At 38.4% G+C, this 15,301-nt stretch carries 16 protein-coding genes and 1 other annotated feature; all 16 genes read left to right on the top strand.

The features are described 5' to 3' along the window. Positions 1 to 125 precede the first annotated feature (125 nt). The 16 genes from ACGLXV_RS21455 to ccpN all read left to right on the top strand — a co-directional run bounded on the left by ACGLXV_RS21455 (position 126) and on the right by ccpN (position 15,284). Positions 126 to 1,445: an NfeD family protein gene (locus tag ACGLXV_RS21455; protein ID WP_119710675.1), complete on the top strand. Its 1,320-nt coding sequence runs from the start codon at positions 126 to 128 to the stop codon at positions 1,443 to 1,445. Next, on the top strand, positions 1,442 to 2,431 hold the full coding sequence (gene floA / locus ACGLXV_RS21450; RefSeq protein ID WP_162927789.1) for a flotillin-like protein FloA: 990 nt from the start codon (positions 1,442 to 1,444) through the stop codon (positions 2,429 to 2,431). Before ACGLXV_RS21455 ends, floA begins: the two co-directional genes overlap by 4 nt. Positions 2,432 to 2,467: 36 nt before the next feature. Beyond that, on the top strand, positions 2,468 to 2,962 hold the full coding sequence (locus tag ACGLXV_RS21445) for a hypothetical protein (protein WP_391560224.1): 495 nt from the start codon (positions 2,468 to 2,470) through the stop codon (positions 2,960 to 2,962). Positions 2,963 to 3,043: 81 nt separating this feature from the next. Further along, positions 3,044 to 3,328 (top strand): sporulation protein YqfC, encoded by a 285-nt coding sequence (yqfC, locus tag ACGLXV_RS21440; protein WP_119709176.1) that lies wholly within the window; start codon positions 3,044 to 3,046, stop codon positions 3,326 to 3,328. A 41-nt stretch (positions 3,329 to 3,369) separates the two neighbouring features. Further along, positions 3,370 to 4,563, top strand: a complete 1,194-nt coding sequence (gene yqfD / locus ACGLXV_RS21435; protein WP_119709175.1) for a sporulation protein YqfD — start codon at positions 3,370 to 3,372, stop codon at positions 4,561 to 4,563. Further along, the gene (locus tag ACGLXV_RS21430) at positions 4,560 to 5,525 is read left to right on the top strand and encodes a PhoH family protein (RefSeq protein WP_119709174.1); all 966 of its coding nucleotides are present in this window, start codon (positions 4,560 to 4,562) and stop codon (positions 5,523 to 5,525) included. Before yqfD ends, ACGLXV_RS21430 begins: the two co-directional genes overlap by 4 nt. A 129-nt stretch (positions 5,526 to 5,654) precedes the next feature. Then, entirely contained in the window at positions 5,655 to 7,835 is a 2,181-nt protein-coding gene (locus ACGLXV_RS21425; RefSeq protein WP_391560223.1) for an HD family phosphohydrolase, read from the top strand. Further along, positions 7,832 to 8,302, top strand: a complete 471-nt coding sequence (gene ybeY, locus ACGLXV_RS21420; protein ID WP_119709172.1) for an rRNA maturation RNase YbeY — start codon at positions 7,832 to 7,834, stop codon at positions 8,300 to 8,302. Before ACGLXV_RS21425 ends, ybeY begins: the two co-directional genes overlap by 4 nt. Then, a complete protein-coding gene (locus tag ACGLXV_RS21415; protein WP_391560222.1) occupies positions 8,220 to 8,663 on the top strand; it encodes a diacylglycerol kinase family protein in 444 nt (147 codons plus the stop codon). The genes ybeY and ACGLXV_RS21415 overlap by 83 nt, the downstream gene beginning before the upstream one ends. 201 nt (positions 8,664 to 8,864) lie before the next feature. Then, a complete protein-coding gene (locus ACGLXV_RS21410) occupies positions 8,865 to 9,266 on the top strand; it encodes a cytidine deaminase (protein ID WP_119710673.1) in 402 nt (133 codons plus the stop codon). After that, positions 9,259 to 10,176 (top strand): GTPase Era, encoded by a 918-nt coding sequence (gene era, locus ACGLXV_RS21405; RefSeq protein ID WP_391560221.1) that lies wholly within the window; start codon positions 9,259 to 9,261, stop codon positions 10,174 to 10,176. The genes ACGLXV_RS21410 and era overlap by 8 nt, the downstream gene beginning before the upstream one ends. 153 nt (positions 10,177 to 10,329) lie before the next feature. After that, the gene (locus ACGLXV_RS21400) at positions 10,330 to 10,473 is read left to right on the top strand and encodes a YqzL family protein (RefSeq protein WP_119709169.1); all 144 of its coding nucleotides are present in this window, start codon (positions 10,330 to 10,332) and stop codon (positions 10,471 to 10,473) included. A 29-nt stretch (positions 10,474 to 10,502) separates the two neighbouring features. Next, positions 10,503 to 11,264, top strand: coding sequence for a DNA repair protein RecO (recO, locus tag ACGLXV_RS21395; protein ID WP_119709168.1), 762 nt, complete (start codon positions 10,503 to 10,505; stop codon positions 11,262 to 11,264). 39 nt (positions 11,265 to 11,303) lie between these two features. Then, positions 11,304 to 11,482: a binding site (T-box leader), on the top strand. An 80-nt stretch (positions 11,483 to 11,562) separates the two neighbouring features. Continuing rightward, positions 11,563 to 12,453, top strand: a complete 891-nt coding sequence (gene glyQ, locus ACGLXV_RS21390) for a glycine--tRNA ligase subunit alpha (RefSeq protein ID WP_119709167.1) — start codon at positions 11,563 to 11,565, stop codon at positions 12,451 to 12,453. Continuing rightward, positions 12,446 to 14,521 carry a glycine--tRNA ligase subunit beta gene (gene glyS / locus ACGLXV_RS21385; RefSeq protein WP_391560220.1) on the top strand — a complete coding sequence of 692 codons (2,076 nt, stop codon included), beginning with the start codon at positions 12,446 to 12,448 and terminating at the stop codon, positions 14,519 to 14,521. The genes glyQ and glyS overlap by 8 nt, the downstream gene beginning before the upstream one ends. A 130-nt stretch (positions 14,522 to 14,651) precedes the next feature. Further along, a complete protein-coding gene (gene ccpN / locus ACGLXV_RS21380; protein WP_162927788.1) occupies positions 14,652 to 15,284 on the top strand; it encodes a transcriptional regulator CcpN in 633 nt (210 codons plus the stop codon). Positions 15,285 to 15,301: the final 17 nt, after the last annotated feature.

Raw genomic sequence — 15,301 nt, 5'->3', positions numbered from 1 at the left:
CAGTCTTTTTACATATACTTTGTATAAAGAAACTAAGTTTTGAAACCTTTTTGCAGGATCAACCGTATACATACTATGCATCATGTGAGGAAGGAGGGAAATGGGTGAAGCTTTGTCGATGGATCATGGTCATTTCTTTTTTTATGGTTGGTATATTGTCGATCCTTCCGCTTAAAGGAGGAGCTCAAGGCGAAGCTGTATATGTAGTACCTTTGGAAGAAACAGTTGAGAAAGGTCTTTACGCCTTCTTATCGAGAGCTGTAAAAGAGGCTGAAGAAGAAAATGCAAAGGCAATCATTTTTACAATCAATACACCAGGAGGCGCTGTCGATGCGGCAGGGAAAATAGGCCAATTACTGTCAGCGACGAATATAAAAACCATTGCGTTTATTGACAATCAAGCGTTATCAGCAGGAGCGTATATTTCACTTAATATGGATGAGATTTATATGGTGCCAAGTGGAACCATTGGTTCGGCTGCAGTCATTGATCAAGCAGGAAATGCTGCTGATGAAAAGGCGCAATCCTACTGGCTAAGTGCCATGAAAGCTGCTGCGGAACAAAGCGGTCGGGATCCCATCTATGCACTAGCGATGGCTGATCGTGAAGTAGACTTGCCTGAGTATGGGGCACCAACAGGAAAATTGTTAACATTGACTGCAGATCAGGCAGAGGAAGTGGGATATTCAGAAGGGACGGTTTCTAGCCTAGAGGATTTACTTTCAGTACTTGATCTTTCTGGCGCTAAGCTCATAGATGTAGAAGAGAGCTTTGCAGAAAAAATTGCACGTTTCATCACTCATCCTGTTGTTGTTCCGATTTTACTATCGATTGGTAGTCTCGGCTTAATCCTTGAATTATACTCACCAGGGTTTGGAATCCCAGGATTTATGGGACTTTCATCGTTGCTACTATTCTTCTACGGACATTTAGTGGCAGGATTAGCTGGTTTTGAAACATTAATCCTATTTGTGATAGGAATTGGACTCATATTGTTGGAGTTGTTTTTACCTGGTGGAATTGCAGGTGTTTTTGGTCTAGCGGCCATTTTAGCAAGTTTGTTTCTAGCCACGGATAATGTTGTTCATATGGGAATCTCGATTCTCATTGCATTAAGTATTTCCGTATTAGCATCTATCTTAATGGTAAAGGTGTTTGGTAAAAAGATGAAATTCTTTAGAAGGATTATTCTAACTGACTCCACAAAAAGCGAAGCCGGTTACGTTTCAAATAAAAATCGACCGGAGATCGTAGGGAAAGAGGGAATGACTCTCACGGCATTACGTCCAGCAGGTACCATTGTTTTAGATGATGAGCGTATTGATGTGGTTAGTGAGGGGAGTTTTATTGGGAAAGATAAGAGAGTAAAGATTGTTAAATCTGAAGGAGCTAGAATAGTTGTTAGAGAGATAACAGAACCATTGTCTAAGGAGGAAGAAGAATGATTTTAGGATCTGGAACGATATTTGTTATTGTTTTAGTTGTATTAGGAATTGTTTTATTATCTGTTTTGCTCACGTTTGTACCAGTTATGCTCTGGATTTCAGCACTTGCTGCAGGTGTTAAGGTAAGCATTTTCACACTGATTGGAATGAGATTACGTCGAGTGATTCCAAGTAGAGTAATCAACCCTTTAATTAAGGCACATAAAGCAGGCTTGGATGTTACAACCAATCAACTAGAAAGCCATTACTTAGCAGGTGGTAATGTAGATAGAGTGGTTAATGCATTAATTGCTGCTCACCGTGCCAATATCGAATTATCTTTCGAACGTGCGGCAGCGATTGATTTAGCGGGTCGTGATGTATTAGAGGCTGTACAGATGAGTGTAAATCCAAAGGTAATTGAAACTCCATTTATTGCAGGGGTAGCAATGGATGGAATTGAGGTAAAAGCAAAAGCGAGAATTACCGTGCGTGCAAATATTGATCGTTTAGTCGGTGGTGCTGGTGAAGAAACGATTGTAGCTCGTGTTGGGGAAGGGATTGTTTCAACAATTGGTTCCTCTGACAATCATAAAAAAGTGTTAGAAAATCCAGATATGATCTCACAAACCGTCTTGTCAAAAGGCTTAGATGCGGGTACGGCATTTGAAATTCTGTCGATTGATATTGCGGATGTTGATATCGGAAAGAATATTGGTGCTGAATTACAAACGGAACAAGCGGAAGCAGATAAAAAGATCGCTCAAGCAAAAGCAGAGGAACGCAGAGCAATGGCAGTAGCTCAGGAACAGGAAATGAAAGCACGTGTTGAAGAAATGAGAGCAAAAGTAGTAGAAGCGGAAGCAAAGGTACCACTTGCCATGTCAGAGGCGTTAACTTCAGGGAAAATTGGTGTGATGGATTATTTAAATATCCAAAACATTGCGGCTGACACGAGTATGAGAGATTCTATTGGTAAACCAGACGGAAATACGGATAAAAAATAATACGATTACTGACGTAAAGCAAGGAGGTGTCCATCTTTGCAATTTCTATTGGAAAATCCCTTTATCTTAGTTGTATTGATCGGGATTATTTCCTCCTTCTATAAACAGATGAAGGGCACGGGGGAAGACGACCGTCAAAAGCGTAAACAGCCAAAGCCTTTTCTCCCTGGACAAACATCAGAGAAATCAAAACCTTTCATCGACTTTGATTTTGGAGAACTTCAACAAAAGTTTGAACGTCCACAAATGGAAAAGAAAGAGCCTGTAGAAACACGAAGCTTGAGCACCAATCGAGTGCAAGAAGTAAAAAACACGAATAGAGAACAACAGTATACTCCAAACAAGAAGGTGGACCGTCAAACGACGGGAAGATTAAATCAGAAGCCGAGAGTGGAATCGTCTGCTAAAACAGATCATGACCTCCGTGTGACTAGCCAGACATTAAGGGATGCTGTTATTTGGTCGGAAATTTTAGGCCCACCTAAAGCAAAACAGGGTTATCATCGAAAAAGAACGAATTCACACTACTAAAACACGGCAGGATTGCTTAAAAAGTAGTGCTAGAACCCCCATTCATTTCATAAACATGAGATGAAAGGGGGTTCTTTTTTTATGGCTAAAAGGTGGGGGCAACGTGTAAGAAACTGGATGACCCAAACAATGGATCTTCCACAAGATGTCATGATGGATTTACCCCGCATCACTATGATTGGTCAAATCCACATCTATATTGAGAACCACCGTGGCTTACTCACTTTCTCAGAGAAAGAGCTTAGACTGCTTTTAAAGCAAGGGCAGTTGTTAATAAAGGGCAAGGCATTTGTCATTAAGACGATACTTCCAGAGGAGATTCTACTTGAAGGGAAAATTGAACACGTTATTTATCTTGAAGAATAAGAGTTTTAATTGATTTCGTCTGAAAGGTAAGGAGGCAGAATATGAAGAACCAATGGATTTACTACTATACGGGAATTGTATCTGTAAAGGTGACAGGAAAAGGCCTTGAAAGATTTATTAACACGCTAACAAGAGAACAGGTTTCAATCTGGAGAGTAAAGCGTCATGGCGTAAATGCCATGAGCTTTGAAATAAGAGTGGAGGATGCCCATAAAATTAGGAAGGTTGTTAGGAACTCAGGCTGTAAAATTGAGTTCCAGCGACGGACAGGCCTTCCTTTTCTGATGAAAAGAGCAATTAAAAATATTGGTTTCTTTATCGGTGCTTTTCTTTTTTTTATTGTTATTACCCTGCTTTCAAACATGGTATGGGGAATCGAAATTAAAGGAGCAGACCCAGCAACAGAATATAAAATCCGAAAAACCCTTGATGAAATAGGAGTAAAAAAGGGGAAATTTCAGTGGTCCTTAGGTACCCCAGATGCGATTCAAAAGTCGATTACAGACAGTATGGATGAACTAACATGGATCGGAGTGGAGTTACAGGGGACAACCTACCACTTACAAGTAGTCGAAAAAAATGAACCTGAAAAACAAAAGGAATACGGCCCACAAAATTTGGTAGCAAAAAAGAAAGCAACGGTTGTTGACTATTTTGTTGAAGAAGGTAAAACGCTGGTTTCTCTTAATGAAGTCGTTTCTCCAGGAAAAGTTTTAGTGTCAGGGACGATTGGAAGGGAAGGAGAGGAGCAACTCGTTCCAGCAAGGGGAGAGGTTTTAGGTGAAACTTGGTACTGGACAGAAGTGGAACTTCCTTTGTCAACGAACTTTCAAGTATACACGGGAAATGAAGTAAGAAAACATACAATAACTATAGGTGGGTTCAATATTCCTGTTTGGGGTTTTGGGAAGGTCGAGTACAAACAATCGGTTACAGAGGAAAATAAGAAGCCAATTAAATTTCTAAAATGGAATTTGCCCATTTCTTACCAACAATCCACGATTCGTGAAAGTGAAAATGAGACAAGGGTATATACGGAAAAACAAGCATATACTGTCGCAAGAGAAATGGCTAGAAAAGATATAAAAAGTCTCCTACCTGAAGATGCTAAAATAAAAGGGGAAAAAGTTTTGCGCCAATTGGTCAAGAATGGTAAAGTTAACTTAATTGTTCATTTTCAAGTAATTGAAAATATTGCAGAACCTCAACCAATTACTCAAGGAGACTCGGAATGACAGAAGAACTAAAAACAATTAGTGTAAATCTCGAAAATCCAAATGAAGCCATCGCTCTATTAGGTAATTCTGATGCAAATATTAAAATGATTGAGCAGGAATTGGGTGTATCGATAGTAACCAGAGGTGAAACCGTAAGTGTATCGGGTTCAACTGAAAATGTTGAAATGGTTACAAGCATTATTAGCAATCTATTGTATGTTATTAGAAAAGGCATTAATATTAGCGGACGAGATTGTATGTATGCCATCCAAATGTCTAAGAAAGGTACATTAGAGTACTTTAAGGACATATATGAAGAAGAAATTGCGAAAAATGCGAAAGGCAAGTCAATAAGAGTGAAAACTCTCGGTCAGCAGCAGTATTTAACGGCGATGAAGAAGCATGATCTCGTTTTTGGCATTGGTCCAGCCGGTACGGGAAAAACGTATTTAGCTGTGGTTATGGCAGTGAATGCCTTGAAAAATGGAAATGTAAAACGAATTATCTTAACAAGACCAGCAGTCGAAGCGGGAGAAAGTCTTGGATTTTTACCAGGGGACTTAAAAGAAAAGGTTGACCCGTATTTACGTCCACTATATGATGCACTTCATGATATCTTAGGAACGGAGCATACACAGCGTATGATCGAACGAGGAACGATAGAAATTGCTCCTCTAGCCTATATGAGGGGAAGAACCTTAGATGATGCCTTTGTTATTTTAGATGAAGCACAAAACACAACACAGGCACAGATGAAAATGTTCTTAACCCGACTTGGATTCGGCTCTAAAATGGTCATTACCGGTGATCAAACACAAATTGACTTACCTAAAGGTGTAAGATCAGGTTTGATTACGGCGGAATCCATTCTATCTGCCGTAAAGGGTATTTCCATTATTCATTTAGAACAAAGCGATGTGGTTAGACACCCTCTAGTAGGTCGAATCATCCAAGCGTACGAAAAGCAATCTAATGAGTAAACCGTTCGAGTAAAAATCGAACGGTTTTTCTTGTTTTTTGAAAAAGATGCATCTTACCTGAAAAACTGTTATCATTTTACATATGTGGCATTTATTTTGTTTAATGATAAGAATTGGAGGAGAGTCATAGTGGAAAAGATTCAACAACAGTTGATGAAAATTAGAGGCTTACTAGATCTACGAATTTTTCGGGTCTTGTTATTCCTCGTTCTTGGCTTAGTCCTTTATGCCTCCATGTTTTCCAATGTTAAGCCAGAAAAAATGGATTTACGCTTGTTTTCCATTGCGAATCAAACCGTAAGATCTCCAGTAACGATCTCTGATAAAGAGAGTACCGAAAAGAAGAGAGAAGAAGCTGAAGACAGTGTTCAAGATGTCTATTATATGAAAAAGGAAACAAATGAGAATCGAGTCGATTTAATCACCTCAATCTTCGATGCAGCAACGGAAGTGAAAAAGGAGCTGCAAGACCAAGTAAACGCTTCAGAAGGAACTTCTCAGGGGCAAGAAAGTGAGAATTCTGGGGGTGCTCCTTCAGATAATGAAGTTGTCGACAAGATGAAGGGAAAGCTAACAGAGGAGGTAACAAGAAGTATTTCTGATTCTGTCTTGCTAGCACTTGTCTCTTCCTCCAAGGAAGAGTTATCTGTTGCCAAGGATGTGACCATAACCGCTATAAATACGGTTATGAATCGAAGAATTCCAGCAGATGAAGTGGAAAATAGTAAGAGGCTTGTAGAAGAAGAACTGAAACTTACATCTATGAGCAGTCAATTAAAAGCAGCTGTAATTGAATTAGGACGATATGCTGTTGTTCAAAATGAATTTTTTGATTTAGAGGCTACTCAGGAGCTTAGGGAACAGGCCAAGGAAAGTGTTGAGCCAGTAAAGATATTACAAGGGCAAATAATTGTTGAGGAGAACCAACTGATCAGTAGAGAAGTCTTTCGTCAGCTAGAGCTTGTCGGCCTTACAGACAATCAGCAATCAACACTGCCTTTTATCGGATTAGCACTTCTTGTTATGGTAATGGTAATTGCTCTGTACTATTACTTCCATGAACTCAAAGTGAGTGGAGATATGAAGCAAAATTACTTGCTTTTGTTTAGCATTATCTTTATCCTTTCAATCGTGATGTTAAAAGGAATTAGTCTTCTTCAACAATTTGAGTTTTCAGATTTAGGTTATTTATTTCCTGCTGCTATGGCAGCCATGTTAATTAAAATTTTAGTGGACGATAGACTAGCGATTTTAACAACCATTATTTTAGCTCTAAGCGGAACCATTTTGTTTAGTGAAAATATAACAAGCTCACTCAATGTAAATATTGGTATCTACATCATTTGTAGTGGTTTAGCGAGCATAATGTTTTTAAGTAAACAAAATCAGAGGATGAAAATTCTTCAGGCGGGTATGTTTGTTTCTTTGATAAATATCATCATTATTTTTGCCTTGTTATTTATTAACAATGGTCACTATAATGCAAAAGAATATACGTTTTATTTTGGTGGTGCCTTTACATCGGGAATTATTGCCGCGATTCTAACCATCGGGCTCCTTCCTTTTTTCGAGGCTGGATTTGGAATCCTTTCGACGATGAGACTGATTGAATTATCAAATCCAAATCATCCGCTTCTAAGAAAAATACTTACAGAGGCACCTGGAACCTACCATCATTCTATTATGGTAGCAAATCTTGCCGAGTCAGCATGTGAGGCAATCGGGGCAAACGGCTTATTAGCAAGGGTAGGATGCTATTATCACGATATTGGGAAGACAAAGAGACCACAATTTTTTATTGAAAATCAAATGAATATTGAAAATCCTCATGATCGCTTGCCGCCACAAACGAGCAAAAATATTATAGTGGCACATGCCACAGATGGCGCTGAACTATTAAGACAATACAAAATGCCTAAAGAAATTGTTGATATTGCTGAGCAACATCATGGCACTACTTTACTCAAGTTCTTTTACCACAAGGCAAAACAAAATGGCAATGAGGTGCGAGAAGAGGATTATCGTTATCCTGGACCAAAAGCTCAAAATAAGGAAATTGCCATCATCGGAATAGCCGATAGTGTGGAGGCAGCCGTTCGGTCTATGCAGCATCCTAATCCTGAACAAATAGAAAGCTTGGTTAAAAGTATTATTGCAGATCGATTACAGGATGGGCAGCTGAATGAATGTGACTTAACACTCAAGGAAATGGAAATCATCTCAAATACACTATGTGAAACGTTAAAGGGAATCTTCCATTCTCGAATTGAATATCCAGAAATTACGAAACAGAAGGTGAAACAAGCATGAACTTAAGTATCGATTTTTTAGATGAAACAAATGAAATGACAGAAGAAGCGATTGAGCAAATTGAAGGGGTATTAAATTCAGCTCAAAAAAAACTACAAATTACAGAACCTTGTGAGCTATCCGTTACATTTGTTGATAATGACCGTATTCAAGAAATTAACCGTGAATACAGAGGAAAGGATAAGCCAACAGATGTAATTTCTTTCGCCTTAGAGGAACTCGGAGAGGGAGAAATTCAAATAAGCGGTGCAAACATGCCAAGAGTACTCGGAGATATTATTATTTCAACTGATAAAGCTCGAGAACAGGCTACAGACTACGGGCATTCTGTTGAGCGTGAGTTAGGTTTTTTAGCTGTCCATGGATTTCTTCATTTATTAGGTTATGATCATGAGACAGAAGCAGAGGAAAAGGAAATGTTTGATCTTCAACGGAGTATATTGGATGAGTACGGGCTCGGACGATAAAAGAAAGTATAAAACGAGACATGTCCTATATTCTTTCCGGCATGCCCTATCCGGGTTTAGTAAGGCAGTAAAAGAGGAGAGGAATATGAAAATTCATCTTTTCTTTACGATGTTAGTTGTCTTACTTGGATTTTTGCTACAAGTTTCATTAGTTGAGTGGATATTTCTCCTCTTATCAATAGGAGGAGTGATCTCCTTAGAACTAATTAATTCGAGTATAGAAAACCTTGTGGATTTAGTGACAGAGGAATTTCATCCATTTGCAAAAAAAGCAAAGGATATGGCTGCGGCGGCAGTCTTTATCTTTTCCATGGTGAGCATCATCATTGGTATGATTATTTTTATACCAAGGCTATGGTAATAGGGAACCGAACCTATTTTCGGTTCCATTTTTATTTGAAATCGCATTCAAGAAAGAGTAAAATAGGGAAACAAATTGAAGGAATTGAGTAATATTTAGAAAATTCAATCTTCTTTATTACAATTTTGCTACAATCGATGAAATGCAGAACAAAATGAGGTAAAATAGGAGTATGCAGTCTCCTTGAAAGGAAGTATTAATTTGAGCAAGCAAGAAACATTAATTAAAGAAGCGAAAATTGCAAGAGAAAAAGCTTATGTACCATATTCGAAGTTCCAAGTGGGAGCTGCCCTCTTAACGACTGATGGGAAAGTATATCATGGGTGTAATGTAGAAAATGCTGCTTTTAGCATGACCAATTGTGCGGAGAGAACTGCGTTTTTCAGTGCATATGCTGGGGGAGATCGTCAGTTTGAGATGCTTGCCGTGGTTGCAGATACAGAAGGTCCTGTCTCTCCATGTGGAGCATGTCGTCAAGTTATTTCAGAGTTATGTCCTAAAGATATGAAAGTCCTTTTAACAAATTTAAAAGGCGATACACAAGAAATCACCGTAGCAGAATTACTACCAGGAGCATTTTCACCGGAGGATCTAAATGAGTAATAATCAAAAGCAAGAGCACAAATCAGGGTTTATTTCAATCATCGGCCGTCCAAATGTTGGGAAATCAACATTCCTCAATCGGGTAATCGGACAAAAAATCGCTATTATGAGTGATAAACCACAAACTACAAGAAACAAAGTACAAGGTGTACTAACAACCAATGATGCACAATTAGTATTTATTGATACACCAGGAATTCATAAGCCAAAGCATAAGCTTGGGGACTTTATGATGAAGGTTGCTCAAAACACATTAAAAGAAGTAGATATTGTTCTTTTTATGGTGAATGCAGAAGAAGGTTTTGGTCGTGGTGAAGAGTTTATTTTAGATAAATTCCAATCAATTAAAACACCTGTATTCCTTGTGATTAACAAAATCGATCTTGTTCATCCTGACCAACTCATGGAAATTATCGTGTCGTATAAAGAAAAATATCCATTTGCTGAAATTATTCCCATCTCTGCGCTTGAAGGAAATAACCTCGAGGTCTTGCTTGATGTGATTAAGAAATATATTCCTGAAGGACCTCAGTATTATCCAGCCGATCAAGTAACAGATCATCCAGAAAGATTTATCGTGTCAGAGCTAATACGTGAGAAGGCATTGCATTTAACAAGAGAAGAAATTCCTCATTCATTAGCGGTTGTTATTGAGAAAATGGAACGCTTAGAAGACAAAGATGTCGTACACGTCATGGCAACCATTATTGTAGAACGTGATTCCCAAAAAGGAATTATTATTGGTAAACAAGGAAGCATGTTAAAGGAAATTGGAAAACGTGCAAGGCATGATATTGAGAACTTGTTGGGAACAAAAGTATTTTTAGAATTATGGGTTAAGGTTCAGAAGGATTGGCGCAACAAAATGTCCCAACTGAGAGATTTTGGGTTCCGTGAGGACGAATATTGATTTACCATTTTTAGATTATTATTCATCTTTCTAGTTTATGCACCTTTTTTATTAACAATATTTTCGACTCATTATTTTTGGTAGACAAGGCTATGATAATGGTAACGATTTGGATTTATTGCTAGTCAACTATTTGAAAGGTGGGGGTTTTTGATGATGGATTTTACCTGGAAAGTTTTTTCGCAAACAGGTAACATTGACACTTATCTGCTCTTTAAGGAGTTAGAGAAGGAGAATCAAGACATACCCGGGAATCAGGATGATGAGCTAGCAGAGGTTGAATTTCCATATCTCTAGGTTTGTCTCGTACTAGGATGGTGTTCTAGATGTTTCAAAAATGCGAAGGCATCGTCATTCGAACAAATCATTATGGTGAAACAAATAAAATAGTGACTCTATTCACACGTGAATGGGGGAAAATCGGGGTGATGGCACGCGGCGCAAAAAAGCCAAACAGCCGTTTAGCTGCCATCACTCAGCTTTTTACATACGGTCAATTCCTAGTGCAAACAAGCAGCGGTCTAGGGAGTTTGCAGCAAGGTGAGATGCTTTCCTCGATGCGCTCAATCAAGGAGGATATCTTCCTAACCGCTTATGCAAGTTACGTTATTGATCTAACAGATAAAAGCACTGACGAAAAAAAGGCAAATCCTTTTTTATTTGAGATGCTATATCAAACGCTAAATTATATTAACGAAGGCTATGACCCAGAAATTATTGTTCATATTTTTGAAGTGAAAATGTTGAATACATTAGGGTTGTATCCTGTTCTTAATCAATGTGCCGTTTGTGGAAGTACAGACGGTCATTTTTCATTTTCAATCAGAGAGGGCGGATTTATCTGTCATCGCTGTTTGGAAAAGGATCCCTATCACTATAAAATTTCTCAATCAACAGTAAAACTACTTCGTTTGTTTTATTTCATTGATATGAGTAGGTTAGGGAATATATCTGTGAAGCAAGAAACAAAGGATGAGCTGAAAAAAATTATTAATGCTTATTATGATGAATACTCTGGTTTACATTTAAAAACAAAAAAATTTCTAAATCAGATTAGTCAATTAGGCAGTATTGATTTTAAGAGTTGACAACGACCTTTGTTTCAGCTAAGATTCAAATTAAATTTAATATTTGCGTTGAAGGAAAGGAGTACTTAACTTTCTCTACTTAGAAGCGATCCTAGGACGGTGTAAGCTAGGAATAGAGTGTTAAGGAAGGGCGTTCCTGAGCAATTTCGGATTAAGGTGGCTGACGTTTTTTAAAATCAGCAAATAGGGTGGAACCGCGGGTAACTCTCGTCCCTATGCTAAAAAGGCATAGGAGACGGGAGTTTTTTGTTTGGGCAAAAATGATTATCTCTTATGCGACAAATTTTGGAGGTGTACGATGAATATTCAAGACATGATTTTAACTTTGCAAAAGCATTGGTCTGATCAAGGATGTATTTTAATGCAAGCTTACGATGTAGAAAAAGGTGCAGGAACTATGAGCCCATATACGTTCTTACGTGCCATTGGCCCTGAACCATGGAATGTAGCGTATGTGGAGCCATCAAGACGACCAGCCGACGGAAGATACGGAGAAAACCCTAATCGCTTGTATCAACATCACCAATTCCAAGTGATTATGAAGCCTTCTCCTGACAATATTCAGGAACTTTATCTTGATTCGTTGAAGGCGCTGGGAATTGATCCTCTTCAGCACGATATTCGTTTTGTTGAAGATAATTGGGAAAACCCATCGCTTGGATGTGCAGGGCTTGGTTGGGAAGTATGGTTAGACGGCATGGAGATAACGCAATTTACATATTTCCAACAGGTAGGGGGACTTGAGTGTAAGCCAGTTTCGGTTGAAATCACTTATGGAATTGAGCGCCTTGCTTCTTATATTCAAGAAAAGGAAAATGTATTTGATTTAGAGTGGACCAACGGATTTACGGTTCGTGATATTTTCTTACAGCCTGAATATGAGCACTCAAAATATACTTTTGAAACGTCAGATCCTGAAATGCTTTTTAATCTGTTTAACATTTATGAAAAAGAAGCACATCGTCAAATGAACGAAGGGCTTGTTCATCCCGCTTATGACTATGTCTTAAAATGCTCTCACGTATTTAATCTTCTAGATGCTAGAGGTGCCATTTCGGTTACTGAACGTACTGGTTTTATCGGTCGATGTAGAAACCTAGCAAGAAAGGTAGCTAAAACGTTCTATGAAGAGAGAGAAAAGTTAGGATTCCCAATTCTACAGCAAAAGGGGGAAGATACACATGAATAAGCAAGATTTATTACTAGAAATCGGGCTTGAGGAGATGCCGGCTCGTTTCGTTACTGGGTCAATTGAGCAGTTAACATCAAAAATAGAGAACTGGTTAAAAGAGAAAAAGATTTCGTTTGATTCCATCACTCATTTTTCTACTCCAAGACGTCTAGCTGTCATTGCTTACGGTGTAAGTACTAGCCAAGAGGATGTTGAGGAAGAGGCAAAAGGACCTGCTAAAAAGATTGCCGTTGACCACGAAGGGAATTGGTCAAAAGCAGCTGTAGGATTTACTAGAGGTCAAGGAATGTCTGTTGAGGATATATATTTTAAAGAGATTAATGGGGTTGAGTACGCTCATGTACGTAAGTTTACAAAGGGGCAAGCGACGAAAGAGATACTTCCGGAGATAGAACATATTATTACCGGACTAACTTTCCCTAAAAATATGCGTTGGGCAAATGAAACACTAAAATATATTCGTCCAATTAAATGGTTACTTGCTATATATGGAACAGAGATTATCCCATTTAAAATTACGAATGTATCGGCAAGCAATCGTACAAACGGGCATCGTTTCCTAGGGAAAGAAGTAGAAATCGGTACACCAGAAGAGTATGTAACTAAGCTTTTAGGTGAATTTGTAATTGCGAATGCAGAAGAAAGAAAAGATGCAATCCTCTCCCAAATTTCTAAGTTAGAAGAAGAGCAAGGCTGGACGATTCCTGTCGATGAGGAATTATTAGAGGAAGTAACGAATCTAGTTGAATATCCAACGGCTTTATTTGGAAGATTTGAGGAAGAATTTCTAGAACTTCCGGAAGAAGTTCTTATCACATCAATGAAAGAGCATCAGCGCTATTTCCCTGTAAAGAAAAAGGACGGAACACTTTTGCCGTTCTTTGTAACAGTAAGAAATGGTGATCATATGCATCTTGAGACAGTAGCAAAGGGAAATGAGAAGGTACTTAGAGCAAGACTATCAGATGCAGCATTTTTCTATAGAGAAGATCAAAAAATGAATATTCCCGATGCTTTAGCTAAGCTTGCTTCAATTGTATATCATGAGGAAATTGGTACCCTTTCTGAAAAGGTTGCACGAGTTCGTTCACTAACAAATCAGTTAGCAGAGTTATTAACCTTTAATGATGAAGATAAAAAGACAGCGGATCGTGCTGCTGAAATCAGTAAGTTTGATTTAGTCACTCATATGGTATATGAATTCCCAGAACTTCAAGGTTTCATGGGTGAGAAGTATGCTAAACAAAAAGGGGAATCTGAAGCGGTTGCTGTTGCCATTAATGAACACTACATGCCAAGAAACGCGGATGACTCTACTCCTAAATCAAATAGTGGGGCACTTCTTGCCTTAGCCGAGAAATTAGATACGATTGTCTCGTTTTTTGCAATTGGCAATATCCCTAGCGGTTCACAGGATCCGTACGCATTAAGAAGACAAGCTTCAGGAATTGTCCAAATCTTAATCAATAAAGAATGGAATGTTTCACTAACTGATCTTTTACGTCTCTCTATCCTTTCCATTAAGGAGAAGGGAATTGGAGAAAAAGGTGAAGAAGAGTTACTACTTGAGCTTGTAGCTTTCTTCAAGCTCCGCTTAAAGCACTATTTACAAGAACAAAGCATTCGCTATGACATCATCGATGCCGTATTAGAAAAGAATATTACAGCTTTACCTACGCTGGTCAAAAAGGCATTTGTTCTGCAAACGAAAAAAGATGGTAGTGGGTTTAAAGAGACGGTTGAAGCTCTTAGCCGTGTGCTAACCATCTCGAATAAAGCAGTGGATAATGCGGAAATCAAAGAATCCCTGTTTGAAAATGAGTACGAGACGGCACTATATAATCAATATCGTGGTGTGAAATTGGGATTGGAATCAAATGAAGCTAGTGAGGAAGAGTTTTTCGACAAACTTGCATCTTTACAAGGGGCAATCAACGACTTCTTTGACCATACAATGGTCATGGCAGAGGATCAAGCGTTGAAAAACAACCGATTAGCATTAATGTCACAGTTGGCAGAATTGATTATCAGCTTTGCGAATGTGAAGGAAATTGTAACAAAATAATCTTTTTTAAAGAGGGCCTTCTTAATGGTGAAGGCTCTTTTTATCCTTATGTCTTTTCATTTATGAGAGATAGTATATAATAATTTTATATAAGTATGACATACATATGAGCCTAAAGGGCGATTAGGTGGTGAGTACAATCGAGCTAAATAAACGGCAAGAGCATATTTTGCAAATTGTGAAGGAAAATGGGCCGATAACTGGAGAGCATATTGCAGAACGACTCAATCTAACGAGAGCTACACTTCGACCAGATCTAGCTATTTTAACCATGGCTGGATATTTGGATGCACGGCCACGGGTAGGTTATTTTTACACAGGGAAATCAGGCACTCAATTATTAACTGAGAACTTAAAGAAACTGTATGTGAAGGATTATCAGTCTATTCCTGTAGTGGTGAACGAAAACGTTTCTGTCTACGATGCGATCTGTACTATGTTTCTCGAAGATGTTGGGACATTATTTGTTGTCGATCAATCTTCATTGCTCACGGGCGTATTGTCGAGAAAAGATCTACTTAGAGCAAGTATTGGAAAGCAGGAACTAACCACATTACCGGTGCATATCATCATGACAAGAATGCCTAATGTTACGATGTGCGGAAAAGACGATCTTCTCATTGATGTGGCACATAAATTAATTGATAAGCAGATTGATGCATTACCTGTTGTTAGGGAATCGGAAAGAGGTTTCGAAGTACTTGGCAGAATTACTAAAACGAACTTAACAAAGGCGTTTGTCGCATTAGCAGAAGGAAATTAATGAACGAAAACGAAATT

It is taken from the genome of Robertmurraya sp., from assembly GCF_036676585.1.
Lineage (GTDB): Bacteria > Bacillota > Bacilli > Bacillales > Cytobacillaceae > Robertmurraya_A.
This window is presented reverse-complemented; position numbering and strand designations above follow the sequence as displayed.

Excerpts from the sequence above, each read along its gene's own strand:
- ACGLXV_RS21455 (WP_119710675.1), top strand. The coding sequence starts at position 126 with ATGGTCATTTCTTTTTTTATGGTTGGTATATTGTCGATCCTTCCGCTT.
- floA (WP_162927789.1), top strand. The coding sequence starts at position 1,442 with ATGATTTTAGGATCTGGAACGATATTTGTTATTGTTTTAGTTGTATTA.
- yqfC (WP_119709176.1), top strand. The coding sequence starts at position 3,044 with ATGGCTAAAAGGTGGGGGCAACGTGTAAGAAACTGGATGACCCAAACA.
- yqfD (WP_119709175.1), top strand. The coding sequence starts at position 3,370 with ATGAAGAACCAATGGATTTACTACTATACGGGAATTGTATCTGTAAAG.
- ACGLXV_RS21430 (WP_119709174.1), top strand. The coding sequence starts at position 4,560 with ATGACAGAAGAACTAAAAACAATTAGTGTAAATCTCGAAAATCCAAAT.
- ybeY (WP_119709172.1), top strand. The coding sequence starts at position 7,832 with ATGAACTTAAGTATCGATTTTTTAGATGAAACAAATGAAATGACAGAA.
- ACGLXV_RS21415 (WP_391560222.1), top strand. The coding sequence starts at position 8,220 with ATGATCATGAGACAGAAGCAGAGGAAAAGGAAATGTTTGATCTTCAAC.
- era (WP_391560221.1), top strand. The coding sequence starts at position 9,259 with ATGAGTAATAATCAAAAGCAAGAGCACAAATCAGGGTTTATTTCAATC.
- ACGLXV_RS21400 (WP_119709169.1), top strand. The coding sequence starts at position 10,330 with ATGATGGATTTTACCTGGAAAGTTTTTTCGCAAACAGGTAACATTGAC.
- recO (WP_119709168.1), top strand. The coding sequence starts at position 10,503 with ATGTTTCAAAAATGCGAAGGCATCGTCATTCGAACAAATCATTATGGT.
- glyQ (WP_119709167.1), top strand. The coding sequence starts at position 11,563 with ATGAATATTCAAGACATGATTTTAACTTTGCAAAAGCATTGGTCTGAT.
- glyS (WP_391560220.1), top strand. The coding sequence starts at position 12,446 with ATGAATAAGCAAGATTTATTACTAGAAATCGGGCTTGAGGAGATGCCG.